The sequence below is a fragment of the Gordonia sp. HS-NH1 genome (genome assembly GCF_001418765.1).
Taxonomy (GTDB): domain Bacteria; phylum Actinomycetota; class Actinomycetes; order Mycobacteriales; family Mycobacteriaceae; genus Gordonia.
This window is the reverse complement of record NZ_LIYC01000015.1, coordinates 20,437-39,472: the sequence shown is the minus strand read 5'-3', so window position 1 is coordinate 39,472 and position 19,036 is coordinate 20,437. Positions and strand designations below refer to the sequence as shown.

18 protein-coding genes and 2 pseudogenes are annotated in these 19,036 nt (G+C 67.2%); 13 read left to right on the top strand and 7 right to left on the bottom strand.

The features are described 5' to 3' along the window. Positions 1–17: 17 nt before the first annotated feature. Positions 18–743 carry a glycoside hydrolase family 16 protein gene (locus AMD30_RS12480; RefSeq protein ID WP_231632706.1) on the top strand — a complete coding sequence of 242 codons (726 nt, stop codon included), beginning with the start codon at positions 18–20 and terminating at the stop codon, positions 741–743. A gap of 283 nt (positions 744–1,026) precedes the next feature. Here AMD30_RS12480 and AMD30_RS12475 read toward each other — a convergent pair whose 3' ends face one another. Then, a complete protein-coding gene (locus AMD30_RS12475) occupies positions 1,027–1,602 on the bottom strand; it encodes a 2'-5' RNA ligase family protein (protein ID WP_055475858.1) in 576 nt (191 codons plus the stop codon). A 226-nt stretch (positions 1,603–1,828) separates the two neighbouring features. Here AMD30_RS12475 and rpsA point away from each other — a divergent pair, with 226 nt between their 5' ends. After that, entirely contained in the window at positions 1,829–3,307 is a 1,479-nt protein-coding gene (rpsA, locus tag AMD30_RS12470; protein WP_055475857.1) for a 30S ribosomal protein S1, read from the top strand. A gap of 73 nt (positions 3,308–3,380) precedes the next feature. Here the strand turns inward: rpsA and AMD30_RS12465 are convergent, their stop codons facing one another. Beyond that, positions 3,381–3,986 (bottom strand): SWIM zinc finger family protein, encoded by a 606-nt coding sequence (locus AMD30_RS12465; protein WP_055475856.1) that lies wholly within the window; start codon positions 3,984–3,986, stop codon positions 3,381–3,383. Beyond that, a pseudogene (locus AMD30_RS12460) lies at positions 3,983–5,667 on the bottom strand (DEAD/DEAH box helicase). The gene AMD30_RS12465 and the pseudogene AMD30_RS12460 overlap by 4 nt, the downstream one beginning before the upstream one ends. A gap of 162 nt (positions 5,668–5,829) precedes the next feature. Between AMD30_RS12460 and AMD30_RS12455 the strand changes: the two are divergent. Then, the gene (locus AMD30_RS12455; RefSeq protein WP_197282776.1) at positions 5,830–6,576 is read left to right on the top strand and encodes a TetR/AcrR family transcriptional regulator; all 747 of its coding nucleotides are present in this window, start codon (positions 5,830–5,832) and stop codon (positions 6,574–6,576) included. 101 nt (positions 6,577–6,677) lie between these two features. Beyond that, the gene (gene aztD / locus AMD30_RS12450) at positions 6,678–7,913 is read left to right on the top strand and encodes a zinc metallochaperone AztD (RefSeq protein ID WP_055475854.1); all 1,236 of its coding nucleotides are present in this window, start codon (positions 6,678–6,680) and stop codon (positions 7,911–7,913) included. Positions 7,914–8,038: 125 nt separating this feature from the next. On the opposite strand, the gene AMD30_RS12445 is transcribed toward aztD, so the two are convergent. Continuing rightward, positions 8,039–8,794, bottom strand: coding sequence for a hypothetical protein (locus AMD30_RS12445; RefSeq protein WP_055475853.1), 756 nt, complete (start codon positions 8,792–8,794; stop codon positions 8,039–8,041). An 81-nt stretch (positions 8,795–8,875) separates the two neighbouring features. Here AMD30_RS12445 and AMD30_RS12440 point away from each other — a divergent pair, with 81 nt between their 5' ends. Next, entirely contained in the window at positions 8,876–9,709 is an 834-nt protein-coding gene (locus tag AMD30_RS12440) for a hypothetical protein (protein ID WP_055475852.1), read from the top strand. 25 nt (positions 9,710–9,734) lie between these two features. Here AMD30_RS12440 and AMD30_RS12435 read toward each other — a convergent pair whose 3' ends face one another. Beyond that, entirely contained in the window at positions 9,735–10,286 is a 552-nt protein-coding gene (locus AMD30_RS12435) for a TetR/AcrR family transcriptional regulator (protein ID WP_197282775.1), read from the bottom strand. A 93-nt stretch (positions 10,287–10,379) separates the two neighbouring features. On the opposite strand from AMD30_RS12435, the gene AMD30_RS12430 reads away from it, so the two are divergent. From AMD30_RS12430 to AMD30_RS12415, 4 genes and pseudogenes are all read left to right on the top strand, one after another. Next, positions 10,380–11,294 (top strand): alpha/beta hydrolase, encoded by a 915-nt coding sequence (locus tag AMD30_RS12430; protein ID WP_055475851.1) that lies wholly within the window; start codon positions 10,380–10,382, stop codon positions 11,292–11,294. Further along, positions 11,291–12,090: pseudogene (locus AMD30_RS12425) on the top strand (SDR family NAD(P)-dependent oxidoreductase). Before AMD30_RS12430 ends, AMD30_RS12425 begins: the two are co-directional and overlap by 4 nt. 117 nt (positions 12,091–12,207) lie before the next feature. Next, on the top strand, positions 12,208–13,104 hold the full coding sequence (gene coaE / locus AMD30_RS12420; RefSeq protein ID WP_055475850.1) for a dephospho-CoA kinase: 897 nt from the start codon (positions 12,208–12,210) through the stop codon (positions 13,102–13,104). 135 nt (positions 13,105–13,239) lie between these two features. Beyond that, on the top strand, positions 13,240–13,710 hold the full coding sequence (locus AMD30_RS12415) for a hypothetical protein (protein ID WP_035717260.1): 471 nt from the start codon (positions 13,240–13,242) through the stop codon (positions 13,708–13,710). 22 nt (positions 13,711–13,732) lie between these two features. Here AMD30_RS12415 and AMD30_RS12410 read toward each other — a convergent pair whose 3' ends face one another. After that, on the bottom strand, positions 13,733–14,323 hold the full coding sequence (locus AMD30_RS12410) for a DUF402 domain-containing protein (protein ID WP_055475849.1): 591 nt from the start codon (positions 14,321–14,323) through the stop codon (positions 13,733–13,735). A 94-nt stretch (positions 14,324–14,417) separates the two neighbouring features. Between AMD30_RS12410 and AMD30_RS25435 the strand changes: the two genes are divergently transcribed. From AMD30_RS25435 to AMD30_RS12395, 4 genes are all read left to right on the top strand, one after another. Further along, positions 14,418–14,714, top strand: a complete 297-nt coding sequence (locus AMD30_RS25435) for a hypothetical protein (RefSeq protein ID WP_231632702.1) — start codon at positions 14,418–14,420, stop codon at positions 14,712–14,714. After that, positions 14,711–15,085 (top strand): hypothetical protein, encoded by a 375-nt coding sequence (locus tag AMD30_RS25430; protein ID WP_231632701.1) that lies wholly within the window; start codon positions 14,711–14,713, stop codon positions 15,083–15,085. Before AMD30_RS25435 ends, AMD30_RS25430 begins: the two co-directional genes overlap by 4 nt. 20 nt (positions 15,086–15,105) lie before the next feature. Beyond that, positions 15,106–17,262: an excinuclease ABC subunit UvrB gene (gene uvrB, locus AMD30_RS12400; protein WP_014927058.1), complete on the top strand. Its 2,157-nt coding sequence runs from the start codon at positions 15,106–15,108 to the stop codon at positions 17,260–17,262. A 225-nt stretch (positions 17,263–17,487) separates the two neighbouring features. Beyond that, positions 17,488–17,931, top strand: coding sequence for a universal stress protein (locus tag AMD30_RS12395; protein ID WP_004018865.1), 444 nt, complete (start codon positions 17,488–17,490; stop codon positions 17,929–17,931). A gap of 88 nt (positions 17,932–18,019) precedes the next feature. Here the strand turns inward: AMD30_RS12395 and AMD30_RS12390 are convergent, their stop codons facing one another. Further along, on the bottom strand, positions 18,020–18,922 hold the full coding sequence (locus AMD30_RS12390; RefSeq protein WP_055475848.1) for a hydroxymethylglutaryl-CoA lyase: 903 nt from the start codon (positions 18,920–18,922) through the stop codon (positions 18,020–18,022). Between the last annotated feature and the right edge of the window lie 114 nt (positions 18,923–19,036).

Genomic DNA, 19,036 nt, shown 5'->3' with positions numbered 1-19,036 from the left:
GATACCTCTGGATCGCGTTGCCGCTCGCGGTCATCGCCGTCCTCGCCCTGGTCGGTGGTCATCAGCTCGGCGTCGGGTCGTCATCGGCGGATCCGGAACGGTGCACCGCCACCGCGGCGCAGCGTGGGGGATGGGGGAGTCCGTCGAAACTGGATTCCTTCGACACCGAGGCCTCGCTGGACAACTGGTGGATCTACGACGGTCCGGGTCACGCCGACAACGGCCGTCGGACGCCCGACGCGGTGGCCGTCTCGGACGGCAACCTGGTCATCACCGCCCGCCCGGACGGCAGCTCGGGCGGGATGGCCGTTCGCGGCGGGGGCAGCAGATTCGGGCGCTGGGAGATCTGCTCGCGGTCCTCGGTGGCCGCGCCGACGTGGCACGCGGTGGCGCTGCTATGGCCCGACACCAACGACTGGCCGGTCGGAGGCGAGATCGATTTCATGGAGATCATCGATCCGCTCCGCCGTTCGGTCGAATACAACCTGCACTACGGAGCGCAGGACGACATCGAACATCACCGGGTGGAGGTCGACGCCACGAGATGGCACGCGTGGGCGGTGGAATGGACCCCGCGCCGCATCGCGGTGTACCTCGACGGAGAGCTGTGGGCGCAGAGCACCGACGTCTCCCGTTTTCCGCCCCGCTCGATGCACCTCTGTCTGCAACTCGACAACTTCGGCGGGCCGACGGTGCCGGGTGGCGAGATGCTCGTCGACTGGGTGACCGAGTATTCCGTGTAGCGACCTCACGTCATAGCCGGTGGATTTCGGTCCCGAGTGGGTAATCTTTGCGCCGTGGGCGACGAGACTTGCCGATGCGGTCACGACCGAGCGGCGCACGAGCACTATCGGGCAGGCACCGAGTGCGCATTGTGCGGCGCCGGCTCCTGTCCGCGATTCCGGCGGAGGTCCCGGCTTCGGCGCCTTCTCGGCGTATTGCCCGGCGGCCCGGGCTCCGGCCGCGCATCCGCCTGACGCCGTTCGGGTCTCTCGGGCGTGATCGGCGGCGCTGTCGTGGCGTCCCTCAGCAGGCCCGCCCCGCGAGCACCACGTCGGCTCCCTCGTCGGGGTCCCAGCGGCGGAGCGCGGTGAACTCGCCGACGATCTCGGCGCGCGGGTCGAGGACGGCCAGTGCCCGGACGAGCTGCTCGGCGTCCATCCGTCGTGCGAGGGTGACGTGCGGTGTCCACTGCCCGGGGGAGGTGTGCGCGAACGCGGACCCGCGACTCCCGGGCGTCGCCGAGGCGCCCGCCTGTCCGGACTCGACGAAGTCGGCGGACAGCCGGCAGACCTGCGCATGGACCGAGAGGAGTTCGCTCGACGGCACCACGAGTCGTGCGAGCGTCGATCGGGTGCCGGCGCCGAAGACGATCGGAGCGCCGAGCCGCATGCCGACCGGCAGGCGCATGGCGACCCCGGCGAGCGCCGCATCGGCCTGGGGATCGATCCGCGACGCGGCCACGAGCGTCACGTGGGGCCGGTTGGTCGCCGAGGCGACGCGCCCCTGATGGGGCAATCCCGCCGTGGCGAGTGCGGCCCATTCGGCACGAACCTGCTGGTCGGACGAGTCGTCGAGGAGGAGTTCGAGCGAGTGGGCCACCAGGCGATCATCTCATCCGCCCGCGGGGCGCTCGTCGGTGCGCACTCATGCGACGAGCCATTTGCCCAGCACATTGCCGCTGGAGTAGGCTTCTACACGCGCGTGTGCGCTATGACGCGCGGTTCGCACCTGACCTGACCGGTGACAGGCTGGTCCAGGTGGTGTCGATCAACAAAGCTTTGACGAAATCGTACCTACTACACACCTGTCCGGAGCAACTCAACATATGTCGTCCCCCACGATCACCTCGCCGCAAGTAGCCGTCAATGACATCGGCACTGCCGAGGACTTTCTCGCCGCCATCGACTCCACGATCAAGTACTTCAACGATGGCGACATCGTGGAAGGCACCATCGTCAAGGTCGACCGGGACGAGGTTCTGCTCGACATCGGTTACAAGACCGAAGGCGTCATCCCTTCTCGCGAACTGTCGATCAAGCACGACGTCGACCCCAATGAGGTCGTCAACGTCGGTGACGAGGTCGAGGCCCTGGTTCTCACCAAAGAGGACAAAGAAGGTCGTCTGATCCTCTCCAAGAAGCGCGCGCAGTATGAGCGTGCGTGGGGCACCATCGAGGAGCTCAAGGAGAAGGACGAGGCCGTCAAGGGCACCGTCATCGAGGTCGTCAAGGGCGGCCTGATCCTGGACATCGGGCTGCGCGGCTTCCTCCCGGCATCGCTGGTGGAGATGCGTCGCGTCCGCGATCTGCAGCCGTACATCGGCAAGGAGATCGAGGCCAAGATCATCGAGCTCGACAAGAACCGCAACAACGTGGTCCTGTCGCGTCGTGCATGGCTCGAGCAGACCCAGTCCGAGGTCCGCAGCGAGTTCCTGCACCAGCTGCAGAAGGGCCAGGTCCGCAAGGGCGTCGTGTCCTCGATCGTCAACTTCGGTGCGTTCGTCGATCTCGGCGGTGTCGACGGTCTGGTTCACGTCTCCGAGCTGTCCTGGAAGCACATCGATCACCCGTCCGAGGTCGTCGCAGTCGGCGACGAGGTCACCGTCGAGGTCCTCGACGTCGATCTGGACCGCGAGCGTGTGTCGCTGTCGCTCAAGGCAACCCAGGAAGATCCGTGGCGTCAGTTCGCCCGCACCCATGCGATCGGTCAGATCGTGCCGGGCAAGGTCACCAAGCTGGTGCCGTTCGGTGCGTTCGTCCGCGTCGACGAGGGCATCGAGGGTCTGGTCCACATCTCCGAGCTGGCCGAGCGCCACGTCGAGGTGCCGGATCAGGTTGTCGCCGTCGGTGACGACGCGATGGTCAAGGTCATCGACATCGACCTGGAGCGTCGCCGGATCTCGCTGAGCCTCAAGCAGGCCAACGAGGACTACACCGAGGAGTTCGACCCCTCGAAGTACGGCATGGCCGACAGCTACGACGAGCAGGGCAACTACATCTTCCCCGAGGGCTTCGACGCCGAGACCAACGAATGGCTCGAAGGCTTCGAGAAGCAGCGTGAGGCATGGGAGGCCCGGTACGCCGAGGCCGAGCGTCGCCACAAGATGCACACGGCCCAGATGGAGAAGTTCGCCGCTGCCGCCGCCGAGGCCGCCAACGTCCCGACCGACTACTCGTCGGCGACGGAGAGCCGCGGAGGCTCCTCGTCGAGCAGCAGCTCGACCGGTGGGTCGTCGGCGGGCGGATCGCTGGCCAGCGACGAGCAGCTCGCTGCGCTCCGCGAGAAGCTGTCGGGCAACGCCTGACACACCCCGCTCACCGAGCAGTAGAGAAGCCCTCCCGGGAAACCGGGAGGGCTTCTCTCGTTCTCACCTCCGGTCAGCGAGGGAGGTCGGCGCGAGGCCCGGACTGCCAGTAGTCCCTGACATCGAACGCGGTCAGCGCCGACCAGCGCGGGGGTATCCGACTCGATGGTGCGTCGGGATCCGGTGCGGCGTCGACGGACGAGCCGTCGAGCGATCCCTCGAAGTCGCGGAGCCGGAGGGCAAGGGCGGGCTCCCGGTCGACCGCGGCGGCGAGCGCGTACAGCGTCGCGAGGATGTGCAGGCACCGATCGCCGCGCGCGCGACACGAACAGTCGGCGACATCGAGACCGGCGGGCGACCACGCCGCGGCCTCGACCAGCCGGTGGTACATGTCGTCGGTCGGTTCGGTGGACGCGCCGAGCAGCTCGCGCAGGGCTGACGCGGTGGCCGAGGTCATCGGGCCGAATTCGAGATGTGCCACCGACGCCTCGCCACCCCGTTGGACCAGACCGCTGACCGATCGTCCGTCGACCGTCAGCGTGACTCCGCCATTGCGGGCGACACTGCGGGCGCGTGGCGCGAGCTGGTTGGGAGAGCGCGTCGAGATCGGCTCGGCGAGCCGGACGATCTCGGCACCCCAGCGGCTGAAGCCGAACTCGGCGGGTGGGCCGGCGGTCATCGCACCTCCCGATTGCGGCGCAGGACGTCGATCAGCCGCTCGTCGCTCAGGCCGGTCAGCTCGGCGAGGGCCGAGGAGTCGTCGGCGTGCGCGCTGAGTGCGGACTTGCGGCGGTGCAGGTCGTCGATGTGCTCCTCGAGAGAGGTGGCCGACGTGAGGGTCGTGATCGTGACCGGACGCTGCTGACCGATGCGGTGCACCCGATCGGAGGCCTGGGCCTCGACCGCGGGATTCCACCAGCGATCGAAATGGATGACGTCGCACGCGCGAGTAAGGGTGAGTCCGACGCCGCCGGCCTTGAGACTCATCACCATCACCCCGGGCCCCGGCCGGCCTGGAAGTCGGCGACGAGTTCATCGCGCCGGCCCGGTGGAAGACCGCCGTGGAAGAACGGGACGTCGACACCGAACTGCTCGGCGAGGTGACGGACCAGGAGTTCGCCCGTGTCGCGGTACTGGGTGAAGACGAGCGTGGGGGAGTCGGTACGCAGGTTGTCGACGAGAATCTCTGTGCACACATCGAGTTTGCCCGAGCGGCCCGTGAGCACTCGGGTGTCGCCGGTGACGAGACCGGGATGGTTGCAGATCTGTTTGAGCCGGGTGAGGGTGGCGAGAATCCTTCCGTGCCTCTCGAATCCATCGCCGAACCCATCGTCTTCCACGCGTGCAAGATGGGCGTCGTAGAGCTGCGCCTGCTCGTCGGTCAGATCGACGAGAACGGGATTGGAGATCTTCGGTGGCAGTGCCGACGCCACGCGGGATTTGGAACGCGCCAACACCACCGGCGACACCGCGACCCGGAGTCGGTGCAGTGCTCCGGTGTCACCGTCGTCCAGGGCCCTGGTGAATCGGCGTCGGAACACCGCCCGGTGGGGGAACACTCCGGGCGCGATGACGCGGAGGATCGCCCAGAGGTCGTCGAGACTGTTCTCGATGGGCGTGCCCGTCAACGCGATGCGAGCGCGGGCGTCGATGGAGCTGGCCGCGCGGGAGACCTGGGTCCGCGGGTTCTTCAAGGCCTGCGCCTCGTCGAACACGACTGTCGCCCAGGGATACCGGCGTATCGCCTCGATGCTCAACCGCAGTCTCGCGTAGGAGATCACGGCGACCGAACCGGGCGCCTCCGGGGTGTGATCGAGAGGTCCGGTGTGCACGTCGAGTGTGGGCGCGAAGCGGGTCATCTCATGTGCCCAGTTGGTCACGAGGCTCGTCGGGCAGACGACCAGTTGGGGTCCCTCGTGTGCCCGGAGCGTCAGCAGCCCGATGGCCTGGACGGTCTTGCCGAGTCCCATCTCATCGGCCAGCACGGCGCCACCGGTGACCTCCGCGGTACGGGCGAGCCATGCGACGCCGCGGATCTGATACGGCCGCAGGCTCGCTCGAAGCGAGTCGCGTAGTGCGTCCTCTGCGGCTAGACAGTCGTGCATCGCCGAGCGCGCGAACTCGGCCGTGGTCATCGCGGTGCCGGTGGGGTCGACCTCGGCGTGCGCGGCGAGAGGCAGTGACGTCGCGGAATCACCGGCGAGCGTGCGCTGCCAGGCGTGTACCGACTCGGCGACCGGACCGGACGCGCTGAGTTCGCCCGGTTCGCCCGGTTCGCCTGCGGCGACGAGCGTCGGGACGTCGACGAGGTCGCAACGGACGTCGCGGACGACGAGGCCGCGGCCCTCGGGAACCGCCAGGCGGCACGAGTCCGGACGGTGTGCGGCATCGGGATCGTGTGACGACCACAGGGCGAATTGATGGAGATCCGGCAGATATGTGGCCTGGATGGTCAGCAGGGGCTCCTCTTGGTACGGTGTACGGAGTTTCTACTCGGTACACCGTACGGGAAAGGCTTCGCCGTGTCGACCGCTGATGACGCACGCGTGCTGGTCCGGCTGTTGTGGCGGGCCGAGGCCGGAGTCGAAGGTCCGCGGCGCGGTCCGCGACAGCGGGTCTCGATCGACGACATCGTGACGACGGCGATCCGCCTCGCCGATGCGGGGGGACTCGACGCGGTGTCGATGCGCGCACTGGCCGCCGAGATGGGCGTCGGGCCGATGAGTCTCTACACCTACGTACCGACACGTGACGTCTTGGTGGCGCTGATGGTCGACCAGGTGGCGGCGGACGCGCCGATGCCTCCGAGCTCGCCGACCGTGGTGGAGTCGCTGGCGGGTGTCGCGCGTGCACTGCGCGCCGAGTGTCTCGCCCACCCGTGGCTGCTGGAGGCCACGCCCTGGCGCCAGGTGCTGGGGCCCCACCGGCTCGCCCGCTATGAGCGACAGCTCGAGCTGCTCGAGTCTGCCGACATCTCGGATGTGCAGCGCGACAACATCATCGCACTGATCGGCGCCTTCGTGACCGGCAACGCCCGCGAAGCGGTCGGGGAGCGGTCGGCAGCCGTGGAGACCGGGATGAGCGATGCGCGATGGTGGGAGATCGTCGGCCCCGCACTCGCGGCGGTCGTTCCTGACGGCGCGTTCCCCCTTGCGGACCGGGTCGGGAGTGCGGTCGGTGAGCTCCATCAGGCGCCCGGCGCCCCCGACGACGCCTTCGAGTTCGGGCTCATGCACGTACTCGACGGATTGCGACCATTGCTGACCTGACTCCCGGGCGCGAGTGCTCGGAAGGATAGCTGCGGACGCGAGGGCTCACCTGCATCCATGCGTTGTTGACAATCATTTTCATTGAGCTGTTCACTGTTCGGGTGTTTGCACAACGGACAAATCTGACCCGATCTCTGGCGATCCTCACCGCCGCATCGTTCGCGCTCGTCGCCTGTGGCAGCGAGGATTCCGGCGACTCGACGCCCGCTGCCCCCAGTTCGGCCAAGGCCGTCGAACAGCAGAGCGCCACACCGCGTCTCGCGCTCAGCTACGACGGCGGCATCCTGGTTCTCGACGCGGAGTCGCTCGAGCAGGTGGCCGACCTTCCGGTCGACGGCTTCATCCGACTCAACAGCGCCGACAACGGCCGGAACGTGTTGGTCTCCGAGTCGGACGGATTCCGGGTTCTCGACATGGGGACCTGGACGCGCCAGCACGGCGACCACGGTCACCACTACACGACCACTCCGGCCCTCACCGACATGACCTTCGGCGGCGAGGAGCCCGGACACGTTGTGCCCCATGACTCCCGGATCACACTCTTCACCGACGGGACCGGCGAGGTCGAGATCGTCGAACCCGCCGAACTTCTCCGTGGCAACCCGGCATCGACCTCGTTCACACTCCCCGAGCCCCACCACGGGGTCGCGGTGTTCCGGGAGGACGGCACCGTCGTCGTCACCGTCGGCAACGAGGACTCGCGCAGCGGGGTCGCGATCCTCGACGGTGAGCGCAAGGAGATCGTGCGCAACGACCAGTGCCCGGGAGTGCACGGTGAGGCCGCCGGCGCCGACGGTGTCCTCGCCTTCGGTTGTGAGGACGGCCTTCTCATCGTGCGAGGGAACGACATCCGCAAGGTGGACAGCCCCGACCCCTACGGCCGGATCGGCAACCAGGCAGGCAGCGACGAGTCCCCGATCATCCTCGGCGACTACAAGTCCGACCCCGACGCCGAACTCGAACGCCCGACGCGCTTCTCGCTCACCGACACCCGCACCGGTCAGCTCCGTCTCGTCGATCTCGGCACCTCGTACAGTTTCCGGTCCATCGAGCGTGGTCCCGGAGGTTCCGCGGTGATCCTGGGAACCGACGGCGCCCTGCACGTCTTCGACGTCAACACGGCCACGAAGACCGCCACCATCCCGGCGATCGGTGCGTGGACCGAACCGGACGAGTGGCAGTCCCCGATGCCGAACGTCGTCGTCCAGGAGGGCATCGCGTACGTCAGTGATCCGGCGGCGAAGAAGATCGTCGCCATCGATCTGAACAAGAACGAGAAGGTCGGTGAGGCGGAACTGCCGCACGAGACCATCGAACTCGCCGCCGTCACGGGCTGACCGGCAGTCCACGGAGACCTCGTCCCGCCGGCGTGTTCCCGATCCGGGATCGCGCGGGTGGTACGAGGTCTCTGCCTGTTTCGTAACATCCGTTCCGGTGGTGCGGCCACGACACCGCGCAGTACTCAGCCGAGGAACAGGGGTCCGGCGTCGTCAGCTCGCGGTACCCGGCCGACGGCCCGGAATAGGGACCAGACCGTCACCTGCGTGGCGGTCAACACCGGAACCCCGGCGGCCTGCACGAGGGCAGAGGTCAAGTGGTCGGTGTGCAGAGCAGTTTCCGGAAGTAGGACGACCCGCGCATCGGGATGAGCGGCCTTATCGACCAGGTCGATGATCCTGGCATCGCCCCACTCCGCCAGGTCACGATCGGTGCGAGCGTTCGCATCGACCCGGTGGATGACCGAAGTGCCGGACTTGGCGATGTGCTCGATGAATCGGTCGGTGAAATGCGGCGGGTACACCGAGGCGACGCTGACGGCAGTCGCCCCGAGATGGGCCAGTGCCTCCTGAAATCCACGCATCGTCGAGGTCGCGGCACACCGGGCTGTCGATTCGATGGTTGTCAGTTGTCGCCGGTGGGCACTCGGGCTGAGCATGAAACTCGCCGAGGTGACCGCCAATGCAACGGCGTCGAACCGGTCCGCAGAACCACTCAGCGCATCGGATATCGCGGAAGGATGACCGAGCCGGGCGACAGTGGCCGCCAGATCTCGGTCCGACATGCTGCCCAGTTCGAAATGCGTCTCTGCCGGCCACGGCAGCTCGACCACCTGCAGCGTCGACCGCGGTGAAGTTCGCCCCGCGAGGCTGGCGAAGTCGTGGACATCGGCGTTCGCAGTAGGGAAGAGCAGACCGAAGTCCGGGTCGGCGTTCGACATCTCGTCACCGTCGCACGACGCAGTCGGTTCCGTCGAGCGGGGCGTGGAACCCGTCGGTCCGATTCAGCCTAGGCTGCACGTATGAAAACGCCGTCGTGGGTGGAGCTCGCCGGTCGCAATGCGGCCGCCGAATCGGTGTATGTGGCCGGTACATTGGCGGTCCGCGAGTCGCCGGACGAGGAGATTGCCTTCGACTTTCAGCACGCCCCGGGCGGGAGATGGCGCGTCGAGAGGGCCGGCAGACCGATATACCTCGCGAATGGCCGGTCCTCGGTCGTTCGCGTCGACGATCACATGCAGCAGCTCGACGGCGACATCCGTATGGCACTTCTGGGTGCTCGGTTCAGCCCACTCGATCTGTTGGGCCCGGACTCCTTGTTGCACAAGATGAGTGCCGGGTTGGCGGCCGACGCGACGAGCCCTGAGGACATCGGCGGCCGGCCCGGGTGGTCGGTCCGACTCGTCGGGGCGGGCGCGGGCGCGGTCGTCCTGGTTTTCGACGACTCGACCGGCTTGCTGGTGCGGGTGGCGAACGACCGCGGCGACGTCCTGCTGCAGGTCGACAACCTCGCCGAACCGGAGACGCTGCCCGACGCACTCTTTGTGTGGGACGGGCCGATTCGCCCGGCCCCGTCGCCTCGCGATCGGCGTCGGAACACGGCAGACGACGACACCGAGCGCCTCGAGTACATGCGGGCCGTCGTCGCCGCGCAGGCAAGACCTCACGAGGTTCTGGCTGCTGTCACCGCTGCCGACGGCGAGGCCTCTGCCCGGGCGGCCGTGATTCGGCTTCTCGGCGTCACCGAGTTCGGCGCCGACGCGATCATGGCGACACCCATCGGTCGGTTCCGGGGTGATCACACGGCCGCCGACCGCCGGACCTTCGAGGTCCTGGAGGAGCGGCGCCGGTACTGATCACCGGTCCGGGCCAGCGCCCCGGCTAGCTTGTGGCCGACGGCCACCGATGGGCCAATGTCTCGCATATGGTGCGCTGTTCGCCTTCGTCCCGCGTGTGCATCAAAAGTCCCTCGACGGTGAACACGGCGATCGTCACCTCGGCGTCGACGGTCTCCGCAGGGACGCCTGCTGTTTCCAGCTCGGCACGGAACAAGGTGGCCGTGAGGAGGTGAAAATTGTTGTGCCACTCCGCTACTGCAGAGGAGTGTGGTACGCGAGAGTGCACTGTGGTCACCAGACCGCTCATCTCGGTCAATCGCCGCACGATCCACAACACCCGAGCGGCGATCGGCTCGTCTGCAATTGCCTGATACTGGGGCCAGACATCGGCCATGACGGCGGACACGACTGCAACGAGCACGTCATCCTTGTCATCGAAATACCAGTAGATGGTGTTGGGCGCCACCCCGGCTTCCTTCGCCAACCTGCTCATCGACGTCGCCTCATATCCGCCTTCGATGAACAGCCTCCGGGCGGCCGCGACGATCTCCTGGCGCTTCTCGTCGGCAGCCTGCGGCCTCTTGTTCCGCGCCACGGACACCACCTCCACACCACTTGGTCTTGAACGGCATTCAAGAAGCTGCTAGCTTGTTGAACGCCATTCAAGATACCTGATGGAGGTCCATCGATGACGCGTCAGTTCACCTACGTTCGATCCGATGTCACGTTCGAGTCCGGCGATGTCCAGTGCGCAGCCTGGCTCTACCGCCCGGATGGGGTCGTGAACCCGCCCATCGTCGTCCTCGCTCACGGTTTCGCCGCATTCCGCGAACTGAGGCTCGACGCCTACGCCGCACGGTTCGCGCAGGCCGGGTATGCCGCGCTTGTCTTCGACTACCGCCATTGGGGTGCCAGTGGCGGGTCGCCGCGTCGCATTCTCGACATCGGAAAACAGCTCAGTGACTGGGATGCCGCAATCGCCTACGTTCGGGGCCTGGAGGGCGTCGACACGCGGCGCGTGGTGGCGTGGGGGTCGTCTTTCGGCGGCGGCCACGTCCTGAAACTGGCTGCCCACGACCACGATGTGGTCGCCGCGATCGTCCAGGTTCCGCACGTGAGCGGCCCCGCGTCAGCGTTCTCCCAGTCTCCAACACTGGTGGCGCGACTGATCATCGCCGGGGCGCGTGATCAATTCCGGGCGTGGACGGGACGGACGCCCTACCGGATGGCCGCGATAGGGCGACCCGGCGACGTCGCGATGATGACCTCGCCAGGCGCTTACGAGCAAGTCGAACGCATGGGGGACATGCGTGAGGAACTGCTCGCCGAAAACGACGTCGCCGCCCGGATCGCACTGCGCGTGCCCTTCTACTCTCCCGGACGTCACGCAGCGGCGATCAACGTCCCAGTGCTGGTCCAACTGGCAGCGAAGGACGACGTCACGCCGATCGACAAAGCCCAGGCTGTAGCGCGCCGCATACCGAAAGGCGAGGTGCACACCTACGATTGTGGCCATTTCGAGCCCTACCTCGACCCGTACTTCGAGACCATCGTCGCCGACCAGCTCGACTTCCTGGACCGCCACGTTGGCGACCCGCGATGAGCGCACACCCTCCCCGCCGCACAGCTCTCGTCACGGGAGCCTCCGCCGGAATCGGAACCGCGTTCGCCCGACATCTCGCCGCCGAAGGCCACGACCTGATCCTGGTGGCGCGACGGGCAGGCCGGCTCGACGAGCTCGCAACCGAACTCCGTCAGCAACACGGCGTTCTCGCCGAGGTCATTGCGGCCGACTTGAGTGACCCGGCCGCTCCCGCCGCCGCGATCATCGATCGGGCGGACGAGCTGGGGATGCCGATCGACGTGCTGGTCAACAACGCAGGCCTGTCCTCGAGCACCAAGTTCTCCGAGACCCCATGGGAATCGGTTGCCGCCGAACTCCAGCTCATGGTCACGGCGGTGACCGAGCTGACCCATCGCGTGATACCCGACATGAAAGCACGGCGCTGGGGACGGATCGTGAACCTGTCGTCTCTCGCTGCGGTATCGCCCCGGGGGAGGGCCTGCTCTACACCGGGATCAAATCCTATGTGCTGAACATGTCCCAATCGCTGGATATGGAGCTCAAACCGCACGGCATTCATGTGACAGCACTGTGCCCGGGCTTCACGCACAGCGAGTTCCACGACGTCATGGGCACCCGCGACGCCGCGGACCGGTTGCCGGGATTCATGTGGCAGGAACCCGAAGATGTCGTCCGCGAAGGTTGGGCCGCGGTCAAGGCCGGAAAACCCGTCTGCATCCCCGGCGTCATCAACAAGGTGTCCGCGGCCGCGATGCGCCCCATCCCCGGACGTATCGGCTACCGCCTTGGGCGCACACTGAACCCGTTCAAGTAGCAGCAGACGAGTTCGTACGTTCTGTTGGGAGGCCGCTTCGTTGACCGCGGCGTGATGGTGTGCAGGGCGACTGCCCCGGACGTACTCCAACGTGAAGGCGTTTGTCAGACTGGGGTCGTGATCAGGCTTGGACTGACCGGTGGCATCGGCGCCGGCAAATCGACCGTGGCAAAGACGTTCGTCGAGCGGGGCGCGTACATCATCGACGCGGACAAGATCGCCCGGGAGGTGGTCGAGCCGGGGTCGGAGGGTCTGGCGGCGCTGGTCGAGGCGTTCGGGCCGGACATCCTGGCCACCGACGGGAGCCTCGACCGTCCGGCTCTCGCGGCGAAGGCCTTCGTCGACGACGAGTCGCGGCAGACCCTCAACGGCATCACCCACCCGCTCATCGGGGCGCGGACGCAAGCCTTGCTCGACGATGCGCCGGCGGACGCGATTGTGGTGCAGGACATTCCGTTGCTGGTGGAGAATCACACGGCGCCGTTCTTCCATCTGGTCGTCATCGTGTTCGCCGAAGCCGACGTGCGGTTGCACCGGTTGACGACGATGCGCGGTGTCGCCGAGGCCGACGCCCGCGCCCGCATCGCCGCGCAGGCGACCGACGAACAGCGTCGTGCCGTCGCCGACGTGTGGCTGGACAACTCCGGCGCCCCCGAGGATCTGGCGGCATCCGCGGCGCGGGTCTGGGATGAGCGTCTCGTGCCGCTCGAGATGAATGTCCGCCGTCGCCGGGTCGCCGATCCCGTCCCTGAACTCGTCGCGTCCGAACCCGATCCGCACGGTCCGTCCGCGCGTCTGGTCAATCGGCTGTGGGCGGTGGCCGGTGAACTGGCCACCGCCGTCGACGTCACCGACGCGGCAGCGGTCGAGTTGCAGGTGACGGCCCGTGATGCCGCTGCCGCCGAAGGCCTGGTCGACCGGTTGGCCGACGGTGGATTCGCGCCGGCCGGGCCGGATCTGTACGGCTCGTGCGACCCCGGCAGACCGGCCACGGTGCGAGTCGTCACCGGGTGAGAGGCGCGCGGCACAAAAACTGACTACAAACGTTGCCAAAATGCTTACGCGCGGTGCGGAGCGCTGCTAGCTTGTGAGTCGCACGCCTCCGCGGTGGTGGTGTGCTCGAGGACGAGCCCAGGAGTGGAGCACAGCATGGTCGGTCGGGGACGTAGGGGTCGCGCGCGGATTGTCGGCGGCGCAATAGCTTTCGGTGCGGTGACGTGCGCCGGTGTCGCACTGGCCGCGCCTGCCGAGGCGGCCCTGCAGGGCATCGCGGTGGACACCCTCCCGGGGTACGGGTCGTCGGCCAACGGCTCGTTCAACTACGGCGTGTACGGCGCAGGGTGTGCCTACGAGCTGTCCGTGCTCGTCGGTGACCCCGGCTCGGCGAAGTCGAATCTGAAGGTGACATCCGTCGGTGCCGGTCGCACGGTCACCATCTACGACCGGAAGCCCACGAGTGTCGAGGTCAGGCCGACGTGGCGCCCGTCGACACCGGGTCGATACGTGCTCAAGGCGACCCTCGACGGGGTGGAGAAGACGCGAGCGGTCACCGTCGGTACCGGCGTCCAGCTCCCGGACTTCATCCGCAACGGAGCCTGTTTCGTCCTTCCCACCTACTGAGACCTCTGAGGTCTGTCGAGATCTACCGGGCGCCGCCGCGGCGATGGTCGTGGTCGCTGAAGGCCACCACGCCGCCCGCCGCGGCGTCCAGCCAGGCCTGGACGTCGTTCCCGTGCTGGGCCGTACCGACGAGCGCGCGCGTGGCGATCTCGACGGCCTCGACGCACTGTGCGGTGTCGAGGAGCCCGTCCCGGTGCGCCTCGAGCAGTTCATCGGTGTCGAGCAGCACCGGCGGGGTGCCGGGTACGTCGACGAGATCGAGATACCAGTCCTCGGCGTACCACCTCCCGGCGTCGTCGGGGCCGGCGAAGCGGCCGACATCCAGATACAGGCGCTGACCCTCCCGGTAGCCGCCCTGATAGTGGAAGATGTTGGCGCGCAGTCCCAATGCGGGCAGGAGCCAGGATTCCAGGTGATCGAACCGCGGATGTCCGGGTGCGTGGCGCGACATGTACAGCCCGTAGTCGGTGACGCGGTACTCCTCGACCGGCCGGACGAACCCCTTGTTGTCCGTGTTCGTCATCCCGGGTACGTCGAAGACCTCCCGCTTGGGCGGGTGCACCGGGTGTGATGCGGGCACCGGCTCGGCCGCGCGTCCGCGATGGTTGGTCATGCACCGAATCTAGACAGAACGACCGACGATCTCAGGGTGAAAGCCCGAGTTCTCACCGATGTGCGAGGCGGGGCGGTCGGCGCAAGGTCGACAGATGACTTCCGTCGAAGCGACCCGTGGTCCCGCGCGCCGATTCACCGCACCGAAATCGTCTGCCAGGCGCGCGAGGCAGATGCTCCTGTGGATCCATGTGCTGTCCTCGGTCAGCTGGATGAGTCAGGCGCTCGCCCTGCTGGTGCTGATGCTGAATCCAGGGGAAGGCGGCGTCGTCGCGGCGCACGTCCTGGACACCACGGTGCTCGTCGTCTCGGCCAACCTGTCGGCGATGTCCGGGTTCCTCCTGTCGTCGACGACGCCCTGGGCTTCTTCGTGCACTGGTGGGTACTCGTGAAATTCGTGATCACGGTCGGGCAGCTCGTCGTCGGGATCGCGGTGCTCTCGCCCACGCTCGACGAGGCGACGCGATCCGGCGACGACGCAACGCCGGGTCTGCTGACCGCGACTGTCGTGATGGCGACGCTGATCGCATTCCAGGCCTGGCTGTCGATCGCCAAGCCGTGGCCGCGGGTGCCGCGCCGGACCCAGGGAAAGGCGCCGGTCCCGGGTACTGTCGTCCGGATCGCGGCGCCGGCGGCGCTCCTCGGCGACGTCGTCGTGTTCGTCTCCGTCGGCCAGCCGATCCCGCTCTGCTCGGTGGTCGTTCTCGTCGCCGCACTCATCGGGCGTCGGCGGGCGCATCGAGCGGGAACATCGTTGTCATAGGTCGCGTTTACCCTGGCACTATGGCTTTTGCAGCAGAACGCCCCGTCATCGCGCACTCGGAGTTCCGGCCGGTCGGCGAGATCGAACGGACCGAAGCCCGGCTGGAGGTCGTCAGCGAATACGAACCCGCCGGCGACCAGCCCGCCGCCATCAAAGATCTGACCCGCCGGATCAACGCGGGTGAGAAGGACATCGTGCTCCTCGGTGCCACCGGTACCGGAAAGTCGGCGACCACCGCCTGGCTGATCGAGCAGGTGCAGCGTCCCACCCTGGTCATGGCTCCGAACAAGACGCTCGCGGCGCAGTTGGCGAACGAACTGCGCGAGATGTTGCCCAACAACGCCGTCGAGTACTTCGTGTCGTACTACGACTACTACCAACCCGAGGCCTACATCGCGCAGACCGACACCTACATCGAGAAGGACTCGTCGATCAACGACGATGTCGAGCGTTTGCGTCACTCGGCGACGTCGAGCCTGCTGTCCCGGCGCGACGTCGTGGTGGTCGCCTCGGTGTCCTGTATCTACGGCCTCGGCACACCGCAGTCGTACCTCGACCGATCCGTCGAGGTGGAAGTGGGTCAGGAGATCGATCGCGATGCACTGCTGCGGCTTCTCGTCGACGTCCAGTACACGCGTAACGACATGTCGTTCACCCGCGGGAGTTTCCGTGTCCGTGGCGACACCGTCGAGATCATCCCGTCGTACGAGGAACTCGCCGTCCGCATCGAGTTCTTCGGCGACGAGGTCGAGTCGCTGTACTACCTGCACCCGCTGACCGGAGACGTCGTGCGCCAGGTCGACTCACTGCGCATCTTCCCGGCCACCCACTATGTCGCCGGGCCCGAACGCATGGAGAAGGCCATGGCGAGCATCGAGCGCGAACTCGAGGAACGGCTCGCCGATCTGGAGGGCAAGGGCAAACTGCTCGAAGCCCAGCGTCTACGGATGCGGACCACGTACGACCTCGAGATGATGCGCCAGGTCGGATTCTGCTCGGGCATCGAGAACTACTCTCGGCACATCGACGGACGCGCCGCCGGGAGCGCCCCGGCGACACTGATCGACTACTTCCCCGACGATTTCCTTCTCGTCATCGACGAGTCGCATGTGACCGTGCCCCAGATCGGCGGCATGTACGAGGGCGACATGTCGCGCAAGCGCAACCTCGTGGAGTACGGATTCCGCCTACCGTCGGCCGTCGACAACCGGCCGCTGACATGGGACGAGTTCGTGGATCGCATCGGACAGACCGTGTACTTGTCCGCCACCCCGGGGCCGTATGAGCTGGGCCAGTCCAACGGCGAGTTCGTCGAGCAGGTGATCCGCCCGACGGGTCTCGTCGATCCCCAGGTCGTTGTCAAACCCACCAAGGGCCAGATCGACGACCTGGTCCACGAGATCCGTGAGCGAACCGACCGTGACGAGCGCGTGCTGGTGACGACCCTGACCAAGAAGATGGCCGAGGACCTCACCGACTACCTGCTCGAACTCGGCATCCGGGTCCGCTATCTCCACTCGGAGGTCGACACCCTGCGCCGCGTCGAACTCCTGCGTCAGCTCCGATCGGGTGACTACGACGTCCTCGTCGGCATCAACCTGCTGCGCGAGGGCCTCGACCTCCCGGAGGTGTCCCTCGTCGCGATCCTCGACGCCGACAAGGAGGGTTTTCTCCGGAGCACCACCTCGCTCATCCAGACGATCGGTCGTGCGGCCCGCAACGTGTCCGGCGAAGTCCACATGTATGCGGACAAGATCACCGACTCGATGCGCAACGCGATCGACGAGACGGAGCGACGTCGCGAGAAGCAGATCGCGTACAACAAGGCGAACGGGATCGACCCCAAGCCGTTGCGCAAGAAGATCGCCGACATCCTCGACCAGGTCTACCGGGAGGCGGAAGACGAGACCGTTGCGGTCGGCGGTTCCGGACGGAACTCCAGCCGCGGACGCCGCGCCCAGGGCGAGGTCTCGAAGGCCGGCAGCTCGGGGGTCATCGAGAAGCGCGACGTCTCGCTGATGCCCCGGGCCGAACTCGCCGACCTCGTGTCTCAACTCACCGACCAGATGATGAGCGCTGCTCGGGACCTGCAGTTCGAACTCGCCGGGCGACTCCGCGACGAGATCGCCGATCTGAAGAAAGAGATGCGCGGGATGGACGCGGCCGGGATCAAGTAGACGCCTCACCGGTTCGCCCGCGCCGTGTGAACGGACAGCTGAGAGTGGTAGTGGCCCGAGGTGAGCGGACCGCCGTGATGCGCAGCTGATGTGCCGATCACCACGAACGGGGGACAGACACGTCCGTGGCAAACTAGTGTCCCGATGCAAGACCCCTGCAATTCGGGGATACGCGGTGACGCCTCGCTGATGGGCAGCGAGGCGATTTCATGTCGGGAGGTTGGGATGAGCTCTTACGAAACCGTCGTCGTCGGTACCGATGGCTCCGAGTCGTCGATGAAGGCTGTGGAACGTGCGGGTGCACTCGCGGGCGACGCTCAGTTGGTGATCGCGTGCGCGTACTTCCCGAACGAGCGCGGTGCCGGGGACGCGGCCGACGTCCTCAAGGACGAGGCATATCAGGTCACCGGGTCGACCCCGACCGAGGAGATCCTGCGGACCGCGAAGGAACGCGCCGCCAAGGCCGGTGCGACGAACGTGGTGCAGCGCCCGGTCAAGGGCGCTCCGGTCGACGCGCTCCTGCAACTGGTGAGCGACGTCAAGGCCGACCTCCTGGTCGTGGGCAACCGCGGCCTGAACTCGATCGCCGGCCGGCTTCTCGGATCGGTCCCCGCCGATGTCGCTCGCAAGTCGGCGTGCGACGTCCTGATCGTGCACACCACCGGGTAGTCGCCGGGAGTCGCCGCGCAGTCGTGCTGCGGCCCACCGATCTCGAGGGCCGATCGATCTGCGTGGCTCATCGACAGGTGTCCCCGCCTCAGCGGGCGGCCGGAAAAGGTCCGGCACGTCCGAGGAGTGCGGGGACATCCTTGTCGAGGGCTGTGCCCAGCCATTGTGCGGCGTCGACCAACTGTCGCATGTCGACGCCGGTGCTGACATCTGATCGATCCAGTGCGTAGACGAGATCCTCGGACGCGATGTTGCCGGTGGCCGCAGGCGCGAACGGGCACCCGCCGAAGCCGCCGATGCTCGCGTCGAGCGCGCGCGCACCCGAATCGAGTGCGGTAAGCGCGTTCGCATAGCCGGTGTTCCGCGTGTTGTGGAAGTGCCAGCGTTGCGGGATGCCGGGAGCTCGTTCGGCGGTCCGTCTGGCGAGGTCGCGAACCTGTGCCGGCACCCCGACGCCGATCGTGTCGGCGAGCGCGATCTCGTCCGGTGCGGCCTGATCGGTCAGCCGGGCCACGATGTCGGAGACCCAGCCCGGACTGACCTCGCCGGTGAACGGGCAGCCGAACGCCACCGCTATGGTCACCGTCGACGCGATCCCGGCCGCGCGCGCGTCCCGGACGACGTCGACGGCTGCCGCGACGGTGTCCTCGACGCTGCAGCCCTGGTTCCGTCGACTGAACTCCTCGGTGGCCACGACCACCGCGTTCACCTCGTCGACCGCGGATGCGAGGGCGCGGTCGAGACCACGACGGTTGAGGACGAGCCCGATATAGGAGACGCCATCCACGCGGGGCACCCGGTCCATGACCTCCTCGGCACCGGCCATCTGCGGAACCCGCCTGGGGTTGACGAAGCTGACCGCCTCGATGCGGCGCACGCCGGCGTCCACGGCCCGGCTGATGAAATCGACCTTCTGGTCGATCGAGAGCAGCGCCTGTTCGTTCTGCAACCCGTCCCGCGGCCCGACCTCGATCACCTGCACGTCTGACATGAGTTCGATCTTGCCCGTTCCGCCTCCACGACTCCACGGGGGTCTCGTTCGGCGCCGGGCGCAATTCGGCCCGCTCGCTTCGCTCCCGGCGCCGGGCGCAATTCGGCCCGCTCG

Coding starts and splice junctions, on each gene's coding strand:
- rpsA (WP_055475857.1), top strand. CDS start 1,829: ATGTCGTCCCCCACGATCACCTCGCCGCAAGTAGCCGTCAATGACATC.
- AMD30_RS12465 (WP_055475856.1), bottom strand. CDS start 3,986: ATGACCGCCGGCCCACCCGCCGAGTTCGGCTTCAGCCGCTGGGGTGCC.
- AMD30_RS12445 (WP_055475853.1), bottom strand. CDS start 8,794: ATGTCGAACGCCGACCCGGACTTCGGTCTGCTCTTCCCTACTGCGAAC.
- AMD30_RS12440 (WP_055475852.1), top strand. CDS start 8,876: ATGAAAACGCCGTCGTGGGTGGAGCTCGCCGGTCGCAATGCGGCCGCC.
- AMD30_RS12430 (WP_055475851.1), top strand. CDS start 10,380: ATGACGCGTCAGTTCACCTACGTTCGATCCGATGTCACGTTCGAGTCC.
- AMD30_RS12415 (WP_035717260.1), top strand. CDS start 13,240: ATGGTCGGTCGGGGACGTAGGGGTCGCGCGCGGATTGTCGGCGGCGCA.
- AMD30_RS12410 (WP_055475849.1), bottom strand. CDS start 14,323: ATGACCAACCATCGCGGACGCGCGGCCGAGCCGGTGCCCGCATCACAC.
- AMD30_RS25435 (WP_231632702.1), top strand. CDS start 14,418: ATGACTTCCGTCGAAGCGACCCGTGGTCCCGCGCGCCGATTCACCGCA.
- uvrB (WP_014927058.1), top strand. CDS start 15,106: ATGGCTTTTGCAGCAGAACGCCCCGTCATCGCGCACTCGGAGTTCCGG.
- AMD30_RS12395 (WP_004018865.1), top strand. CDS start 17,488: ATGAGCTCTTACGAAACCGTCGTCGTCGGTACCGATGGCTCCGAGTCG.
- AMD30_RS12390 (WP_055475848.1), bottom strand. CDS start 18,922: ATGTCAGACGTGCAGGTGATCGAGGTCGGGCCGCGGGACGGGTTGCAG.